At 72.0% G+C, this 13,965-nt stretch carries 14 protein-coding genes; 8 read left to right on the top strand and 6 right to left on the bottom strand.

The features are described from left to right. The first annotated feature begins 167 nt into the window (after positions 1 to 167). On the top strand, positions 168 to 1,766 hold the full coding sequence (locus ACFWRV_RS15470; RefSeq protein ID WP_384334033.1) for a glycosyltransferase: 1,599 nt from the start codon (positions 168 to 170) through the stop codon (positions 1,764 to 1,766). A gap of 8 nt (positions 1,767 to 1,774) precedes the next feature. Continuing rightward, on the top strand, positions 1,775 to 3,295 hold the full coding sequence (locus tag ACFWRV_RS15475; protein ID WP_384334036.1) for a DUF6056 family protein: 1,521 nt from the start codon (positions 1,775 to 1,777) through the stop codon (positions 3,293 to 3,295). A gap of 6 nt (positions 3,296 to 3,301) precedes the next feature. Here ACFWRV_RS15475 and ACFWRV_RS15480 read toward each other — a convergent pair whose 3' ends face one another. Further along, positions 3,302 to 3,835, bottom strand: coding sequence for a MarR family winged helix-turn-helix transcriptional regulator (locus tag ACFWRV_RS15480; RefSeq protein ID WP_384334039.1), 534 nt, complete (start codon positions 3,833 to 3,835; stop codon positions 3,302 to 3,304). A gap of 130 nt (positions 3,836 to 3,965) precedes the next feature. Between ACFWRV_RS15480 and ACFWRV_RS15485 the strand changes: the two genes are divergently transcribed. After that, positions 3,966 to 4,391, top strand: coding sequence for a Rid family hydrolase (locus ACFWRV_RS15485; RefSeq protein WP_384334042.1), 426 nt, complete (start codon positions 3,966 to 3,968; stop codon positions 4,389 to 4,391). Positions 4,392 to 4,424: 33 nt separating this feature from the next. Here the strand turns inward: ACFWRV_RS15485 and ACFWRV_RS15490 are convergent, their stop codons facing one another. Next, positions 4,425 to 5,111 carry an SDR family NAD(P)-dependent oxidoreductase gene (locus ACFWRV_RS15490; RefSeq protein ID WP_384334045.1) on the bottom strand — a complete coding sequence of 229 codons (687 nt, stop codon included), beginning with the start codon at positions 5,109 to 5,111 and terminating at the stop codon, positions 4,425 to 4,427. Positions 5,112 to 5,198: 87 nt separating this feature from the next. Here ACFWRV_RS15490 and ACFWRV_RS15495 point away from each other — a divergent pair, with 87 nt between their 5' ends. Continuing rightward, positions 5,199 to 5,807, top strand: coding sequence for a TetR/AcrR family transcriptional regulator (locus ACFWRV_RS15495; RefSeq protein WP_384334048.1), 609 nt, complete (start codon positions 5,199 to 5,201; stop codon positions 5,805 to 5,807). 38 nt (positions 5,808 to 5,845) lie between these two features. Here ACFWRV_RS15495 and ACFWRV_RS15500 read toward each other — a convergent pair whose 3' ends face one another. Beyond that, positions 5,846 to 6,850, bottom strand: coding sequence for a glycoside hydrolase family 6 protein (locus ACFWRV_RS15500; protein ID WP_384334051.1), 1,005 nt, complete (start codon positions 6,848 to 6,850; stop codon positions 5,846 to 5,848). A 408-nt stretch (positions 6,851 to 7,258) separates the two neighbouring features. Between ACFWRV_RS15500 and ACFWRV_RS15505 the strand changes: the two genes are divergently transcribed. Continuing rightward, positions 7,259 to 8,632 carry an NAD-dependent succinate-semialdehyde dehydrogenase gene (locus tag ACFWRV_RS15505; protein ID WP_384334054.1) on the top strand — a complete coding sequence of 458 codons (1,374 nt, stop codon included), beginning with the start codon at positions 7,259 to 7,261 and terminating at the stop codon, positions 8,630 to 8,632. Positions 8,633 to 8,720: 88 nt separating this feature from the next. Here the strand turns inward: ACFWRV_RS15505 and ACFWRV_RS15510 are convergent, their stop codons facing one another. Then, complete coding sequence (locus tag ACFWRV_RS15510; protein WP_384334057.1) at positions 8,721 to 9,266, bottom strand: 2'-5' RNA ligase family protein; 546 nt, start codon at positions 9,264 to 9,266, stop codon at positions 8,721 to 8,723. Between the two features lie 140 nt (positions 9,267 to 9,406). Between ACFWRV_RS15510 and ACFWRV_RS15515 the strand changes: the two genes are divergently transcribed. Together ACFWRV_RS15515 and ACFWRV_RS15520 are read left to right on the top strand one after the other, a co-directional pair. After that, a complete protein-coding gene (locus ACFWRV_RS15515; RefSeq protein ID WP_384334060.1) occupies positions 9,407 to 10,408 on the top strand; it encodes a DUF6924 domain-containing protein in 1,002 nt (333 codons plus the stop codon). A gap of 125 nt (positions 10,409 to 10,533) precedes the next feature. Next, positions 10,534 to 10,986 carry a hypothetical protein gene (locus ACFWRV_RS15520; protein WP_384334063.1) on the top strand — a complete coding sequence of 151 codons (453 nt, stop codon included), beginning with the start codon at positions 10,534 to 10,536 and terminating at the stop codon, positions 10,984 to 10,986. A gap of 154 nt (positions 10,987 to 11,140) precedes the next feature. Here the strand turns inward: ACFWRV_RS15520 and ACFWRV_RS15525 are convergent, their stop codons facing one another. After that, a complete protein-coding gene (locus ACFWRV_RS15525) occupies positions 11,141 to 11,926 on the bottom strand; it encodes a D-Ala-D-Ala carboxypeptidase family metallohydrolase (RefSeq protein WP_384334066.1) in 786 nt (261 codons plus the stop codon). A gap of 398 nt (positions 11,927 to 12,324) precedes the next feature. Then, on the bottom strand, positions 12,325 to 12,933 hold the full coding sequence (locus tag ACFWRV_RS15530; protein ID WP_384334069.1) for a TetR/AcrR family transcriptional regulator: 609 nt from the start codon (positions 12,931 to 12,933) through the stop codon (positions 12,325 to 12,327). A 123-nt stretch (positions 12,934 to 13,056) separates the two neighbouring features. On the opposite strand from ACFWRV_RS15530, the gene ACFWRV_RS15535 reads away from it, so the two are divergent. Further along, positions 13,057 to 13,827 (top strand): SDR family NAD(P)-dependent oxidoreductase, encoded by a 771-nt coding sequence (locus ACFWRV_RS15535; protein WP_384334072.1) that lies wholly within the window; start codon positions 13,057 to 13,059, stop codon positions 13,825 to 13,827. Positions 13,828 to 13,965 lie beyond the last annotated feature (138 nt).

A 13,965-nucleotide genomic window follows, 5' to 3' on the forward strand; every position in this document is an offset into this window, starting at 1 on the left:
AAGGGCGCGGGAAAGCGGTCCGCCCGCGCGTGTACGGAGGGACGGAGACCGCAGCCCGTCGTCAGATGGGGCGGACGTGGCGCGCCCCGGGCCCCGGCGCCGGAGGCCGACGGCACCGCGCCGGTCAGGCACGGTCCCGCGAGAGGCCCGAAGTCCGGAGGTGGCGAGTGACTGGCCTTCAGCTGTCGGTCGTCGTGCCGTGTTTCGACGAGGCCGAGGTGATCGAGTCCTTCCACGCCACCCTCGTCGGCGTCCTGGGCCCGCTCGGGGACAGCTTCGAGATCTGTTACGTGGACGACGGCAGCCGGGACCGCACCCGCCTGCTGCTCAGCGCCATCGCCGCGCGTGACCCGCGCGTCCACTACACCGCCTTCAGCCGCAACTTCGGCAAGGAGGCCGCCATGCTCGCCGGCCTCCGCATGTCCCAGGGGGCCGCGGTGGTCATCATGGACGCCGATCTCCAGCACCCGCCCGAGCTGATCCCCCGCATGCTCGAACTGCACCGGCACGGCTACGACCAGGTCATCCCGCGCCGCGACCGCGCGGGCGAAGGCCTGATCCGCAGCACCCTCAGCCACACCTACTACGCGCTCGTCCGCCGCTGCATGGACGTGGAGCTGATCGACGGCTCGGGAGACTTCCGGCTGCTGTCGAGGCGGGCGGTGGAGAGCGTCCTGTCCCTCCCCGAGAGCAACCGCTTCTCCAAGGGGATCTTCTCCTGGATCGGCTTCGACACGGTCACCTTCCGCTACCGCAACAGCGAGCGGGTGGCGGGCCGGTCGAAGTGGGGCAGCAGGCGGCTGCTGAACTACGGCATCGACGGACTGCTCTCCTTCAACAACCGGCCGCTCCGCCTCGCGATCTACACCGGCTTCTGGGTCTTCGTCTCGGCCCTGGTCTATGCCCTGTGGACCGTCGTGCGGGTGGTCCTGCACGGTGTGGACACCCCCGGCTACGCCACCCTGCTCATCGCCGTCGTCGCCCTCAGCGGCATCCAGCTGGTGACGCTCGGGGTCATCGGCGAGTACGTGGGCCGCATCTACCACGAGGCGAAACACCGTCCGCCCTACGTGGTGCGGGAGACCGACGCGACCTGCCGGGCGCTGCTGGACAGCCCGCCGCCGCGCGTGCGGCTCACCAGGGATCAGGACCCGGCGCTCACCGCGGGCCGCCCGGCCGAACACGCCGTGACGCCCACCGCCGGCCCGGGCTCCGCCGCCACCGTCCACGGCTCCGGCTCCGCCACGTTCGCTCCGGGCTCCGCCGCCGCCCCGGGCCGGTCCCGTACCGTCCGCCAGTTCGGCAGTTTCGTCCTCATCGGCTGCGTGAACACCGCCGTCTACCTCGGGATCTACGCCTCGCTGAACCGCTGGATCCCCTACCTGACCGCCCACGTCATCGGCTACACGGTCAGCATCGTGTGCTCCTTCCTGCTCAACTCCTACGTCACCTGCCGGACGCGGCCGACCTGGCACGCGTTCGTCCGCTATCCGCTCTCCAGCGTGGTCAACCTGGTGGCGTCGGGGGCGCTGCTCTACGGAGCGGTGAGCGGCCTCGGGATGGACAAGAACCTCGCCGCGCTGGCCGCCGGCGTCATCGTCACGCCGATCTCCTTCCTGCTGGCGCGGTGGGCGATCACCTCGGGCCAGGCCAAGGCCGCGGCCGCCGTGGCGGACGGCGAGGGGGGACCGAAGAGTCCGGCCGAGCCGCTGCCCGGCCGCCCGGCGCCCGCACCGCTGCCCACCCGCTCGCCCCAGGACCGGTGAGGCCCGCGATGTCCGACGACCTTCCCGTAACCGCCGCCCCGGCGGACCCGCAGAACGCGACGACGCCGGACCGGGCCGGACCGAACCGGGCCGAGAGCCCCTCGGGCCGCCCCTGGACGGCCGTGTGGGTGACCGCCCTCGCGCTCCCGCCGCTCGCCCTGCTCACCGCCGCGTCCTGGTTCGGGCGGTGGGTGAGGCCCGGCGCGGACGACTGGTGCTTCCTGCCGCGCGTACGGGACGACGGCATCAGCGGCCTGGTCGGGAAGTTCTACTTCGACGACAACGGGCGGGTCGCCAACGCGCTCCTGGTCGGCGCGTACGCGAAGTTCCAGGTCGCGGGCCACCAGTGGTTCCCTCTGATCAGCGGGGTCCTGGTGCTCGTGGTGCTGTGGATCCTGGCCGTCCTGGCGCTGCGCCGGGCCGGGCTGCGCACCCCGCGCGGGCTGCCGCTCCTGCTCGCGGCCATGGCCACCGCGCTGTTCCTGTTCGTCACGCCGAACACGTACAAGACGTTCTACTGGCCCGCCGCGTCCGTCTCGCACACGCTGCCGCCCGTCCTCGCCTGCGCCGCCCTGATCCCGCTCCTGCTCGCCCGCACCCGCCGGGGGCGGGTAGGCGCGCTCGCCGTCGCGGTGCTCGCCGCGGCCTTCCTCGCCACGCTGTCCGAGGAGACGGCGATCGTCGTGGTGATGGTGCTGCTCGCCGCGCTCCTCGTCTCCGGCCGGGTCGTCCCCGCCGCCGAGCGGGGGTTCGTCCGACTGTGGTGCGCCGGGGGCATCGCCGGGACGGCGGCCGGGGCCCTGGTCCTCCTCACCTCGCCCGGCTCCACGACCCGCAGGGACCGCTTCGGCGCGGAGACCACCTCCCTGCTCGCCCCCGACTCCCTCGCCGCTTCGCTGCGCGCGTTCGCCGAGATCACCGTCACCGTGGTCACCACCTGGCAGTACGTGGGCGGCGTCGCGGTGGGCGTCCTGCTCGGGCTGCTGTGCCGGAGGGGGGACGGGACGACGCCCCGCCCGCCCGCGCACTGGCCGCTGCTCACCGCCGCCGGAGTGGTCACCCTCCTGGTCTCCGGCTACCTCTGCACGGTCATCGCCTACCCGGTGTTCAACGACCGGGTCAGCGACCCGAGTGCCAACCGGCTGTGGAACGACTACCTCCTGCTGTACGTGCTCCTCCTCGTCGGCGTCGGAGCCCTGCTGGGCCTGGCCCTGCGCCGGTACGCCCGCAGCACCGCCCCGGCGAAGGCCGTGTGCGCGGCACTCTGCGTCCTGGTCTGCGTCGGCCCGGCCATCGCGCTGACCAACCTGGACACCGCACTGCGGGCCCGGGCCGAGAAGTGGGACGCCCAGGACCGGCGGCTGCGCGAGGGCGCGGCGGCCGGGGAACGGGTCCTGCCGTACGAGCGCCTGGTGATCAGTCAGATGCTGGAGCCGTTCAGCAAGGGCGGGGAACAGTACTGGCCCGGCGGCTGCGTCGCCGACCTCTACGACCTCGACCGGGTCACGGACGGGGCCAGGGGGCGGTGACGGCGGTCAGCCGAAGTCGTCGGGGACGATCCGCATCTTCTCCGCGATGCGGGCGAGGGCCTTCTGGTCGGCCGTGTTGAGGGAGTCGAGGACGGTGCCGCGCACGGAGCGCAGGTGGGTGGGGGCCGCCCGGCGCACGAGGCCGAAGCCCGCGTCGGTGAGTTCGGCGAGGGTGTAACGCCCGTCGGCCGGGTCGGGGGTCCGGACGACCCAGCCGCGCTGTTCACACCGCTTGATGACGTTGGACAGCCGGGAGAGCGACCCGCTGGCGAGGAAGGCGAGTTCGCCCATCCGCAGCTTGCGCCCCGGCGCCTCGGAGAGATGGCTGAGCACGAGGTACTCGAACAGGGTGAGGCCGTGCTCCTGCCGCAGCGGCGACTCCAGCTTGCCGGGCAACAGCAGGACCAGGGAGATCAGCCCCGTCCACGCCGCCTTCTCCTGTTCGTCGAGCCAGCGCGGCCGGTCGCCGTCCGCGGGCGCGTCAGCCTGCCCGTCCCCGTGCCCGTCCGTGTCGCCCACGGGCCTTTTCGTGCTGCTCATCGGTCTCTCTGTCCCTTCGACGCGATCCGCGATGACTTTGCGCTTGAAGTCATCGCTTGCTACTATCACTTTACGCGTGAAGTCATAGAAGCGGAAACGCACCCCCTGGGGCGCGGGAAGAGGAAGCATCATGAGCACCGTCACCTTCGGCATCGTTCCGGGCTACGGCGAGAAGCTGCACGCGGCCCTCGGCTACAGCGGCGCCGTCCGCGTCGGGGACCGGGTCGAGATCTCCGGCCAGGCCGGAGTCGACGACGACCTGGTCATCCCCGACTCGCTGGAGGACGAGATCGTCCAGGCCTTCGACAACGTGGAGCGCGCGCTCGCCACGGTCGGAGCCACCTGGAAGGACGTCATCCACGTGAACTCGTACCACAAGGTCGCGCCGGGGGACGACGTCATCGGCGAGGACCACAACCGGGTCATGGCCGAGCAGTTCCGCCGCCGCCTCGGCGGCCGTGCGCCGATCTGGACCGAGACCGGCGTCACGGTCCTCGGCCTCGCCGCCATGCGCGTGGAGATCCGCGTCACCGCCATCGCCGGCTCCGGAGCCTGATCGCCGCCCCCCGGGGCGGGGCCCGACGGGCGCCTACCAGGGCAGCACCCCGCTCTCGTCCTGGAGGGTTCCCGTCGGGCCGTCCGCGTCGAGGGTCGCGAAGCGTACGACGACCCGGGCGCTCTCCTCGGGGGAGCGTCCGATGCCGAACGCCGCGGTCATGTCGGTGGCGGTCGGGCCCGGCTCGACCGCGTTGAACCTGATGTCCGGCTCGGACTTGGCGTACTGGACCGTGAGCATGGTGGCCGCCGCCTTCGAGGCGGAGTAGAGCGCCAGCGGCAGCGTGGACTCCACCCGGTCGGGGTTGTTCACCGCCCAGAACGAACCCGCGCTGCTGGAGACGTTGACGACCGTGGCGTTCGAGGACTCGCGCAGCAGGGGGAGCGCCGCCTCCGTGACGCGGACGATCCCTACCGCGTTGGTGTCGAAGACCCGCAGGGCCTTGGGGCCGTCGACGTCCCCGTGTCCCAGGAGGCCCGCGTTGTTGACCAGGACGTCGAGCCGGCCCTCGGCCGCGCCGATCGCCGCCAGTGCGCTCTTCACCGACGCGTCGTCGGTCACGTCGAGCTGGACGAACCGCGCGCCGAGTTCGGCGGCCGCCTTCTCGCCGCGCTCGACGTCACGGGCGCCGATGTAGACGGTGTGGCCCAACGCGAGGAGCTGCTTGGCGGTTTCGTAACCGATGCCCTTGTTGGCTCCGGTGATCAGGGTGACGGTCATGGCGTGCCCCAGATTCTGTAGTGATCGATGCAGAACTTCACCGTAGCACTTCCGCATCGATCACTACAGAAAGCGTAGGATGAGGGCGTGGAGACGAGGAAGAAGAGCCCGAGCGGCCGGCCGAGGGGGTTCGACGCCGACGCGGCGCTGGAGCGCGCGATGCTGGTGTTCTGGGAGCACGGCTACGAGGGCGCCGGCCTGGCCGCGCTGACGGACGCGATGGGTATCTCCGCCACCAGCATGTACGCGGCCTTCGGCAACAAGCAGGAGCTGTTCCGCAAGGCCATGGAGCGCTACGCCACGGGCCCGAGCGACTACCTGGTCCGGGCCCTGGAGGAGCCGACCGCCCTCGGTGTCGCCACCGAGATCCTGGCCGGCACCCTGCGGACCACCACCCGCCCGTCCGGTCCGCAGGGGTGTCTGGGGGTCCAGGGCGCGCTGGTCGCGAGCGACTCGGGGCGCGAGGTCCGCGAACTGCTCGCCGACTGGCGGAACGACAGCTGCCGCCGGGTCCAGGAGCGGTTCCGGCGGGCCGTCGACGAGGGCGATCTGCCGCCGGACGCCGACCCGGGGGTGCTGGCCCGCTATGTGACGACCCTGGCCTTCGGGATCGCCGTGCAGGCCGCGAGCGGAGTCTGCGGCGACGAACTCCAGGCGATGACCGACGCCGCTCTGCGCTCCTGGCCGCCCGTCTGACGGAGACGGACGGCCAGGTGGGATGTGCGCGGGAAGGTTCAGTACCCGTAGATCATCTTGTACGCGACCTCCGGCAGGAACTGCCCGGCCGCGGAGCCGGCGCCGACCCCGCAGTCGCCGTCCGACTCGCCCGGGGTCTTCAGCCAGAGCAGCATCTCGGCCCCGCCGCCCGTCTGGCTGACCGTCCCCGTCCGGCGTCCACCGGGGTTGCACCACTCGCCGTTGGAGCCGTTCCCGTTGCGGCTGGTGTCGATGACGTACGGCTTCGTGTAGCCGTAGGACGCGGACAGGGAGCCGTTGACGGCGTTGCCGTACGCGGAGTTCTCGCCGGTGCCGTAGTAGTTCGAGATGTTCAGCGTGAAGCCGTGCGCCTGCCGGGCGCCCGCGCCCTCCAGGTGCTGCGCCATGGTGGCCGCGCCGATCCAGGCCGGGTTTCCGGCGTCCAGGTAGGTCCAGGTGTTGGGCGCGTGCGCGCTGAACCGGTCGAGCGCGTCCCGGAGCATCCCGTTGCGCTCGTCGATCTGGGCCTGGCTCAGACAGCTGAAGTCGCCCAGCGAATCCGGCTCGATGACGACCAGCGCGGGCCGTGAGCCGATGGCCGAGGCGAACGCGGAGATCCAGGTGCGGTACGCGCTCGGGGTGCCCGCGCCGCCGCCGGAGTGGCCGCCGCAGGCGTCGCGGCCGGGGATGTTGTACGCGATCAGGACGGGCAGCTTGTCGGCGGCGTCGGCCGCGCCCACGTAGGAGCCGACCGCCGCACCGATGTCGCCGCTCCAGGCCCCGAACCAGCGGGCCATCGGCCGCGAGGCGATGTTGTCCCGGATGGCGGCGGCCCGGCCGTCACCGGGATGCGCCGCGGCCCAGACGGCGGGCGTCGAGTTCGGGTCCGCATAGAACCCGCTGGTCATGCCGATCGGGTCGGCCGCAGCGGTGGCGGGTGCTGCGGTGGCCTGGTGGCCCGCGCCGAGGGGGAGCAGGAGGCAGGCGAACGCCGACGCGACGAGCGTACGCATCAGGCGTCTCGTGCCGGTCGTGCTTCTCATGAGTGCGGCCCTTCTGTGGGAGCGCTCCCAGTCTGCGGCGGCCGAACAGTGGGGGAGGGAGCTGTGGGGGTGGTGGGGAGTGCGTACGGCGGACCGGTGGGGCGTCGGTCCGCGACTGCCGCCGTCAGTCGAGACGGTGACAGCGCGGCACGCCGCTGTCAATGAGTCCGGCAACGGCCCTCGTCACGGCGTGCGCGCGGTCCTCCACGGCGTACCAGAAACGGCGTTGCCGCGACGAGCGGGAGTCCTCCCAGCCGCTCCGGCCTCCGGCCGAGCGGAACCGCGAGCGGGATGGGAGTGTCGAGGTGTTCGCATCTGCCGGATGGGTACCTGAATGTCCGCCCGGTTGTCCTGCGACCGTTTCCGTCTCGCAGGACTTTGTCCGGGAGTTCTCCGCGAAAGGAAGTCATGAGTACCTATCGAGTCGTCAACCCTGCCACCGGTGAAACGGAACAGGAGTACCCCACCGCCACCGACGGGGAGCTGCGCGACGCGCTCGCCCTGGCCGACGACGCGCAACGCGCCTGGGCCGCCCGGCCGGCGGCGGAGCGGGCCGATGTCCTGCGGCGGGTCGCGGACCTCTACGAGGAGCGCAAGGACCGGCTCGCCGCCATCATCACCCGCGAGATGGGCAAGCCGGTCAAGCAGGCCCTCGGGGAGCTGGCCATCGTCGTGTCCATCTACCGCTACTACGCCGACCGGGGCGAGGGCTTCCTGGAGGCGGAGGAGCTGGACGTCGCCTCCGGCGGCCGGGCCGTCATCCGCAAGGAGGCGGTCGGCGTCCTGCTGGGGATCATGCCGTGGAACTTCCCGTACTACCAGGTGGCCCGCTTCGCCGCGCCGAACCTGATGCTGGGCAACGCGGTCCTGCTCAAGCACGCCCCGCAGTGTCCGGAGTCGGCGCTGGCGATGGAGCGGATCTTCCTGGACGCGGGCCTGCCCAAGGGCGCCTACGTCAACATCTTCGCCACCAACGAGCAGATCGAGACGCTGATCGGTGACGACCGGATCCACGGCGTCTCCCTGACGGGTTCGGAGCGGGCCGGAGCGGCCGTCGCGGAGATCGCGGGCCGCAACCTGAAGAAGGTCGTGCTGGAGCTGGGCGGCTCCGACCCGTACCTGATCCTCGGTACGTCGAACATGGAACAGGTCGTCAAGAACGCGCTGATCGGCCGGATGGGCAACGCGGGCCAGGCCTGCAACGCCGCCAAGCGCATCATCGCCCTCGACGAGCACTACGACGGCTTCTCGACCGCTTTCACCGAGGCGGTCCGCGGCATCACCGTCGGCGACCCCACCGACCCCGGCACCTTCATGGGGCCCCTCTCGTCGGAGAAGGCGGTCGAGACCCTGGACGAGCAGGTCCAGGACGCGATCTCCAAGGGGGCCACGGTGCTGGCCGGCGGCAAGCGCATCGACCGCCCCGGCGCCTGGTACGAGCCCACCGTGCTCGCGGGGATCACCCCCGACATGCGGGCCTACAAGGAAGAGCTGTTCGGGCCGGTGGCCCTGCTGTTCAAGGTCGGCTCCGAGGAGGAGGCCGTGGACTTCGCCAACAACTCGCCCTACGGTCTCAGCGCCTCCATCCAGACCGACGACGACGCCCAGGCCGAGCGGGTGGCCCAGCGCCTGCAGACCGGCATGGTGTTCGTCGGCGCACCGTCCGGCACCGCGGCGGAGCTGCCGTTCGGCGGGGTCAAGCGGTCCGGGTTCGGCCGGGAGCTGGGCCGGTTCGGCATGGAGGAGTTCGCCAACCACAAGCTGGTCCGGCTGGTGCGCTGACGTCCGGTACGGCGCTCCGCCGCCCCACCCCGCGCGAACGGGCGGCGGCTCAGGGCGTCCTGGGCGCCCCGCGCGTACGGGCGGGGGCTCAGGGCGTCCTCGGTCCGATGCCGGTCGTCGTGCGGCTCACCGAGTCGTAGGACCGGGCTCCGGCCCACCATCCCGGCAGGGTTCCCGGCCCGGTGGCTCCCCAGGGGAGCCACCGGCCGTCGGGTCCGGGCCACACCGCGCCACGGCCCCGTCCGAGCGTGATGTGCGGCACCCAACGAGCCGGGGAGAGCAGCGGGTTGGACCGGTCGCCTCCGGGGGTGCCCCGCAGGATCCGCCACACCGTCTCGTGCAGCTCCAGGAGGGCGGCGTCGGGCCGGACCGCCCAGGCCAGCACCTCGACCCGGCCGGAGAAGCGCAGCAGCCCGGTCAGGTGGAGGGGAAGGGGGAGCGTGGCGACGGCCTCCGCCAGCGCGGTGCGGGCTTCCGCGGGGAACGTCTCGGCCGTGGCGAGCGTGAGGTGCGGCCGGTTGGTCGGGTGGCGGTGCGCGGTCTGACTGGGCAGGCCCTCGTCCGCGAGGGCCTGCCACACGCCCCGTACGGCTCGGTCGGTCGCCCCGTCCGGGAGCAGCTCGATGCTGTGCACGGGGGCAGCGTAGGGCCGCCGCACGGCGTGCGGTGGCTGCCGCGACCGTGCGCCTTCCACGGCCGTTCTGTCAGAGGCGGATGTTAGACCTGAGGTGTCTTCTCCCGCCCTGAGGAACCGACCTGACGAGGTGTCCGCCGATGCGTCCCCCCTTTCCCCTCCCGCCCCGCGACGAAGCGATCCGCGTGCCCGGAATCCTGCTGCTGCGTACCGACGACGGCAGCGACGGCGATGCGTGGAACGACGTCCTTGAGCGCATGGGCGAGCTGCCCGGTATGCGCCCGCCCGGGGCAGGCGGTGCGGCCGAAGCCGGGGCGGCCATTCCCCGGCGGTTGATCGTGGCTCAGGAGCCCGGCTGGGGAGGCTCCACCCGCGCCACCCCCCAGGAGATCGCTGCGGCTTTCGACCGCCCCGGGGCATGGATACCCGACCTGGTGGTGCTCACCGACGCCCGGACCGCGCGTGACGCGGAGGCGCGTCCGCTGCTGGCCTTCAGCGGCAGCGATGGGCAGGCCTTCTGGATCACCCCGCGGCAGACGGCCATGGCGTACCTGGCGCTGCACCGGGGACTCTCCTTCACCCTTGACGGGTTCGCCGAGGAGGCGCCCGCCGAGTGGGAGGACGGGGAGGCGCCGGACCCGGAGGAGGAGGACGAGTACGAGCCCGCGGGCCTGGCGTTGGAAGCGCTGGACACCCCGCCCCGCTACACCCCGCCGGACCGTGAGCTGCCTGTGCTGGTCCAGGAGGCCGATCTCCTCGTCCGCACCGACTTCACCGACGACGCGGCCTGGGCCTCCGTGACCGAGACGGTGCGCCGTGGCCGAGGGGCGTCGCTGGATGTGATCGAGGACTTCGCCGAATACGTCACCTTCGTCGACGATCCGGCCTTCGCGGGCGCCACCCCGGAGCAGGTGATGGCCCAGGTCCGCCCGGGCGCGGATCCGGAAGAGCTGATCTCCGACGTGGTGCTGATCGCGGACGCCGCCACCATGCGTGAGCCCGGACAGACCGTCCGGGTGGTCCCTCTGGAGGACGAGGTCGGGCACTCCTTCCGGGTGGACGCCGAGGTCGCCGGGATCATGGTGGTCAACCTGGCGCTGGGCAACATGGGCCTCGAGGACTGGCGGGAGGACGACGCATAGGCCTAGGGGTCGGTGCGACCAGAGATGTACATCTAAATGCCCCATAGTTTGACGTTTCCGGCGCATGGGCGGTCGAAGATTGAGGTGAACAGAAGAGATCTGCTCGTAGTCGAACGGGAGAGAACATGCGTGGCGTTCTGATAGGCGTCGTCGGCGCCGTGGCGGTCCTCGGAGTCGCGGCCGCGGTGGCCGTACCCGCGGCCGGGGAGTGGTACGACGGACGCCACGAGCAGACCTCGTCCTACGCCACGGGCAAGAAGGCCAAGGAGGAGCGTGAGTCCGTTCCCCGCTGGCTGCCGGACGATGCCGCGTCCGTCGAGTACGCCATGCGGACCACCGGCGGCGAGCGCATCCTCAAGGCCACGCTCCACGACGGCCGCCTCCCCGCACCGTGCGAACCGCTCGGCGGCGCGAGCGCCCCGGACCCCGAGATCAGCGCGTCCTGGTTCGCCTCGGGGGCCGCGAGCAGCGCGAGGGGCCGTTGCGGCTCCTATTACGTATCGCTTGAGGACCACACGCTGTACGCCTGGCAGACGAACGACGACTGGGTCGCGGAGAACCGCGGCTCCGCGCAGTAGCCGGATCGTCAACGGCGCTCTGTGCGTTCTGCCGGCCGCGCCGGGCCGTGGTGGCGGGGATGGGGCCGGTAGTCCGGGCAGGAGGCACGGGCACGAGTACGGGGCCTCCGGTCCGCCGACCGGAGGCCCCGTACGTCATGAGCCCGCTGTGGCGTCAGATGCCGCAGCTCGGCGCGGACCAGAAGCGGCCGCTGCCCCCGGCGACGTGGGTGTGGTCGTTGTGGCCGGGGTAGCCCGGGCCGAGGATCTCGGTGAAACCGTGGTTGCGGGCCGCCTGGGCGAGAGCGCAGAAGCCCTGGGAGCCCGCGCCGAGGTCCGCCGCGTGGCCGTACAGATGGCGGCTGTTGGCCGCGCCGCCGACCGCGCTGTTGCAGGAGACGCTGCGGAAACCGCCGTTGACGGTCATCGGCCGGTCGCCCATGGCGTGCCGCATGGCCTGGAGCTTCCACATGGTCACGAGCGCGTTGGCGCGGGCGGTGGCGGCGCTGACCTTGCCCCCGGACCAGTCGGAGTTGCAGCGGTTCAGCTCGGCGTAGGTGAAGTTGACCGGGGTGCAGTCGTCGTCCTGGAGTTGGTAGATCTTGTTGAACGTCGCGGATCCGGCGATGCCGTCGGCGGCCAGCCCGTACGCGGACTGGAAGCGCTGCACGGCCGCCTTCGTGCCCGGGCCGAACGCCCCGTCGACGGCGATCTGGTTCCCGGTGCCGGGATAGCCCGAGACCCGGATCTGGAGCTGGCGTACCGCCTCACCGCTGGACCCCTCCCGGAGGGTTCCGCTCCAGGTGTAGCAGCCGTCGGCCGCACGGGCGGCGCCGGCCGACGCGGAGCCGGCGGCCGGGGCGGGGGACGGGCTCGCGGAGGCGGTGGCGGTGGTGCCGCCGAACGCCAGGGCCGCGCCGGCGAGGGTGGAGAGAAGGAATCCGATGGGGCGTGATCGCATGGGGGTGACACCTCATTGTCGTCAGCGGTCCATGGGGGGATTCCGAGCCTCGGGCGCGGACTGGCAAGTGTCAAGGTCATGTCAACATGCTGCCAAGGGGGCCGGCCCGGCGGGAAAGCCTGCCGCCCCGGCGGGGTGTGGTGGGCCGGTGGCGGGATGGGGGGAATGGCGACGAATCAGTCGTGGGAGCGGCTCTACGGCGACCTGTCGGCAGCGAAGGTGTCGGTGTCTGACCCGGGTGGCTGCGTCTGCTCGCACGCGCGGACGTCGGCCTCGCCCTGGGGCCGGCGGCCAGTCGGTGGGCCGCGCCCGCGCCAGGAGAAAGGCGGCCTGAAGGCCGGGCCCGGACCGGCCGGCCCCGGTGGTGCCGGTGGTGCGGAGGGGGCCCGGGCTGCGGCTCAGGCGGACGGCCAGTTCCGCAGCGCGGTGTCGGCGACGTCCTGCAACTCGTCGCGGGTCGCGCCGGCGGCCGCCTGGACGGCGATGCCGTTGGCCAGGGTCATGAGATAGCCGGCCAGCGCGTCCGGGTCGGCGTCGGCGGGCAGGTCCCCTTCGTCCATGGCCCGGCGGAAGCGATCGCGGAGGTGGGCGCGGTTGCCCTCGCGCCACCCGGTCAGCGCCTCGCAGGCGTTGTCGCCCAGGTGGCCCGCGGCCACAAAGCCCTGCACGGCCAGGCAGCCGGCCGGCCGGTCGGGCTGGGTCGAGGTCTGCACGGAGCCGTTGAGGTAGGCGGCGGCGACCTCGCGCGCGGTGGCCTCGTGCGCGGCGCGGGTCGTGTAGGAGCCCGGACCCTCCGCGTACCGCTCCAGGGTCTTGCGGAACAGGGCCTCCTTGTTGCCGAAGGCCGCGTACATGCTGGTCTTGGTGATGCCCATGGCCCGGGTCAAGTCGGTGAGGCTCACCCCGTCGTAACCGTGCTCCCAGAACACGGCCATGGCCCGCTCCACCGCCTCGTCCGCGTCGAAGCCGCGCGGTCGGCCGAGGGGCGCGCCGCCTGCCTTGCTCACTGCCTCCGCACCGCCCCGCTCATCGTCTTCACCCCTGCATCCTACCTTTCTGTTCCGATCGGAACAGAAGTGCTAGGGTCTCATTCTGTCCCGACCGGAACAGATGTGGGAGAGGGTTGCGTCATGAGCACATTCGGAAGCGGCACACGCAGGCTCGAAGGCAGGACGGCGGTCGTCACGGGCGGCGGGACGCGTGGCATCGGCCGGGCGACGGCCGCACGGCTCGCGGCGGAGGGAGCGCACGTCTTCATCACGGGGCGGCGCGAGGCCGAGCTGAAGGAGGCGGCCGAGGACATCGGCTCGTCGGTGACCGCGGTGCGCGGCGACATCACGGACCCGGCCGACCTGGACCGGCTGTACGAGGCGGTGCGCGAACGCGGTCAGGGCCTGGACGTGCTGTTCGCCAACGCGGGCACGGCCTCGTTCGTGCCGCTGGAGGAGACCACCGAGGAGGAGTTCGACCGCATCTTCGCGGTCAACGTGAAGGGCACCTTCCTGACCGTGCAGAAGGCGCTGCCGCTCCTCAACGGAGGCGCGTCGGTCATCCTCAACGCGTCCACGGCCGCCGACCACGGCACGCACGCCTTCGGCGCGTACGCGGCCTCGAAGGCCGCGGTCCGGTCGTTCGCGCGGACCTGGGCCAACGAACTCGTCGGCCGGGGCGTCCGCGTCAACGCGATCTCGCCCGGACCGGTCGACACGAACGGCATCGAGGAACTCGTCGGCCCGGAGAACGCGGACGCGTTCAAGGCGAAGCTCGGCTCGGATGTGGCGATCGGCCGGATCGGCCGTCCGGAGGAGGTCGCCGGAGCGGTGGCCTTCCTGGCGTCGCCGGACAGCAGCTTTATGCTGGGCGCGAACCTGTACGTCGACGGGGGCGAGAACCAGATCTGAGAACCAGGTCCGAGAGTCAGGTCCCAGAACCAGGTCCGAGAGTCAGGTCCCAGAGCCAGGTCCCGGAGTCAGGTCCGAGAGCCGGACCCTGAGAACCAGATCCGACGGCTACCCGGCGCGGGCCCGTGAGCCTGTCGC

It is taken from the genome of Streptomyces sp. NPDC058576 (genome assembly GCF_042718715.1).
GTDB lineage: Bacteria > Actinomycetota > Actinomycetes > Streptomycetales > Streptomycetaceae > Streptomyces.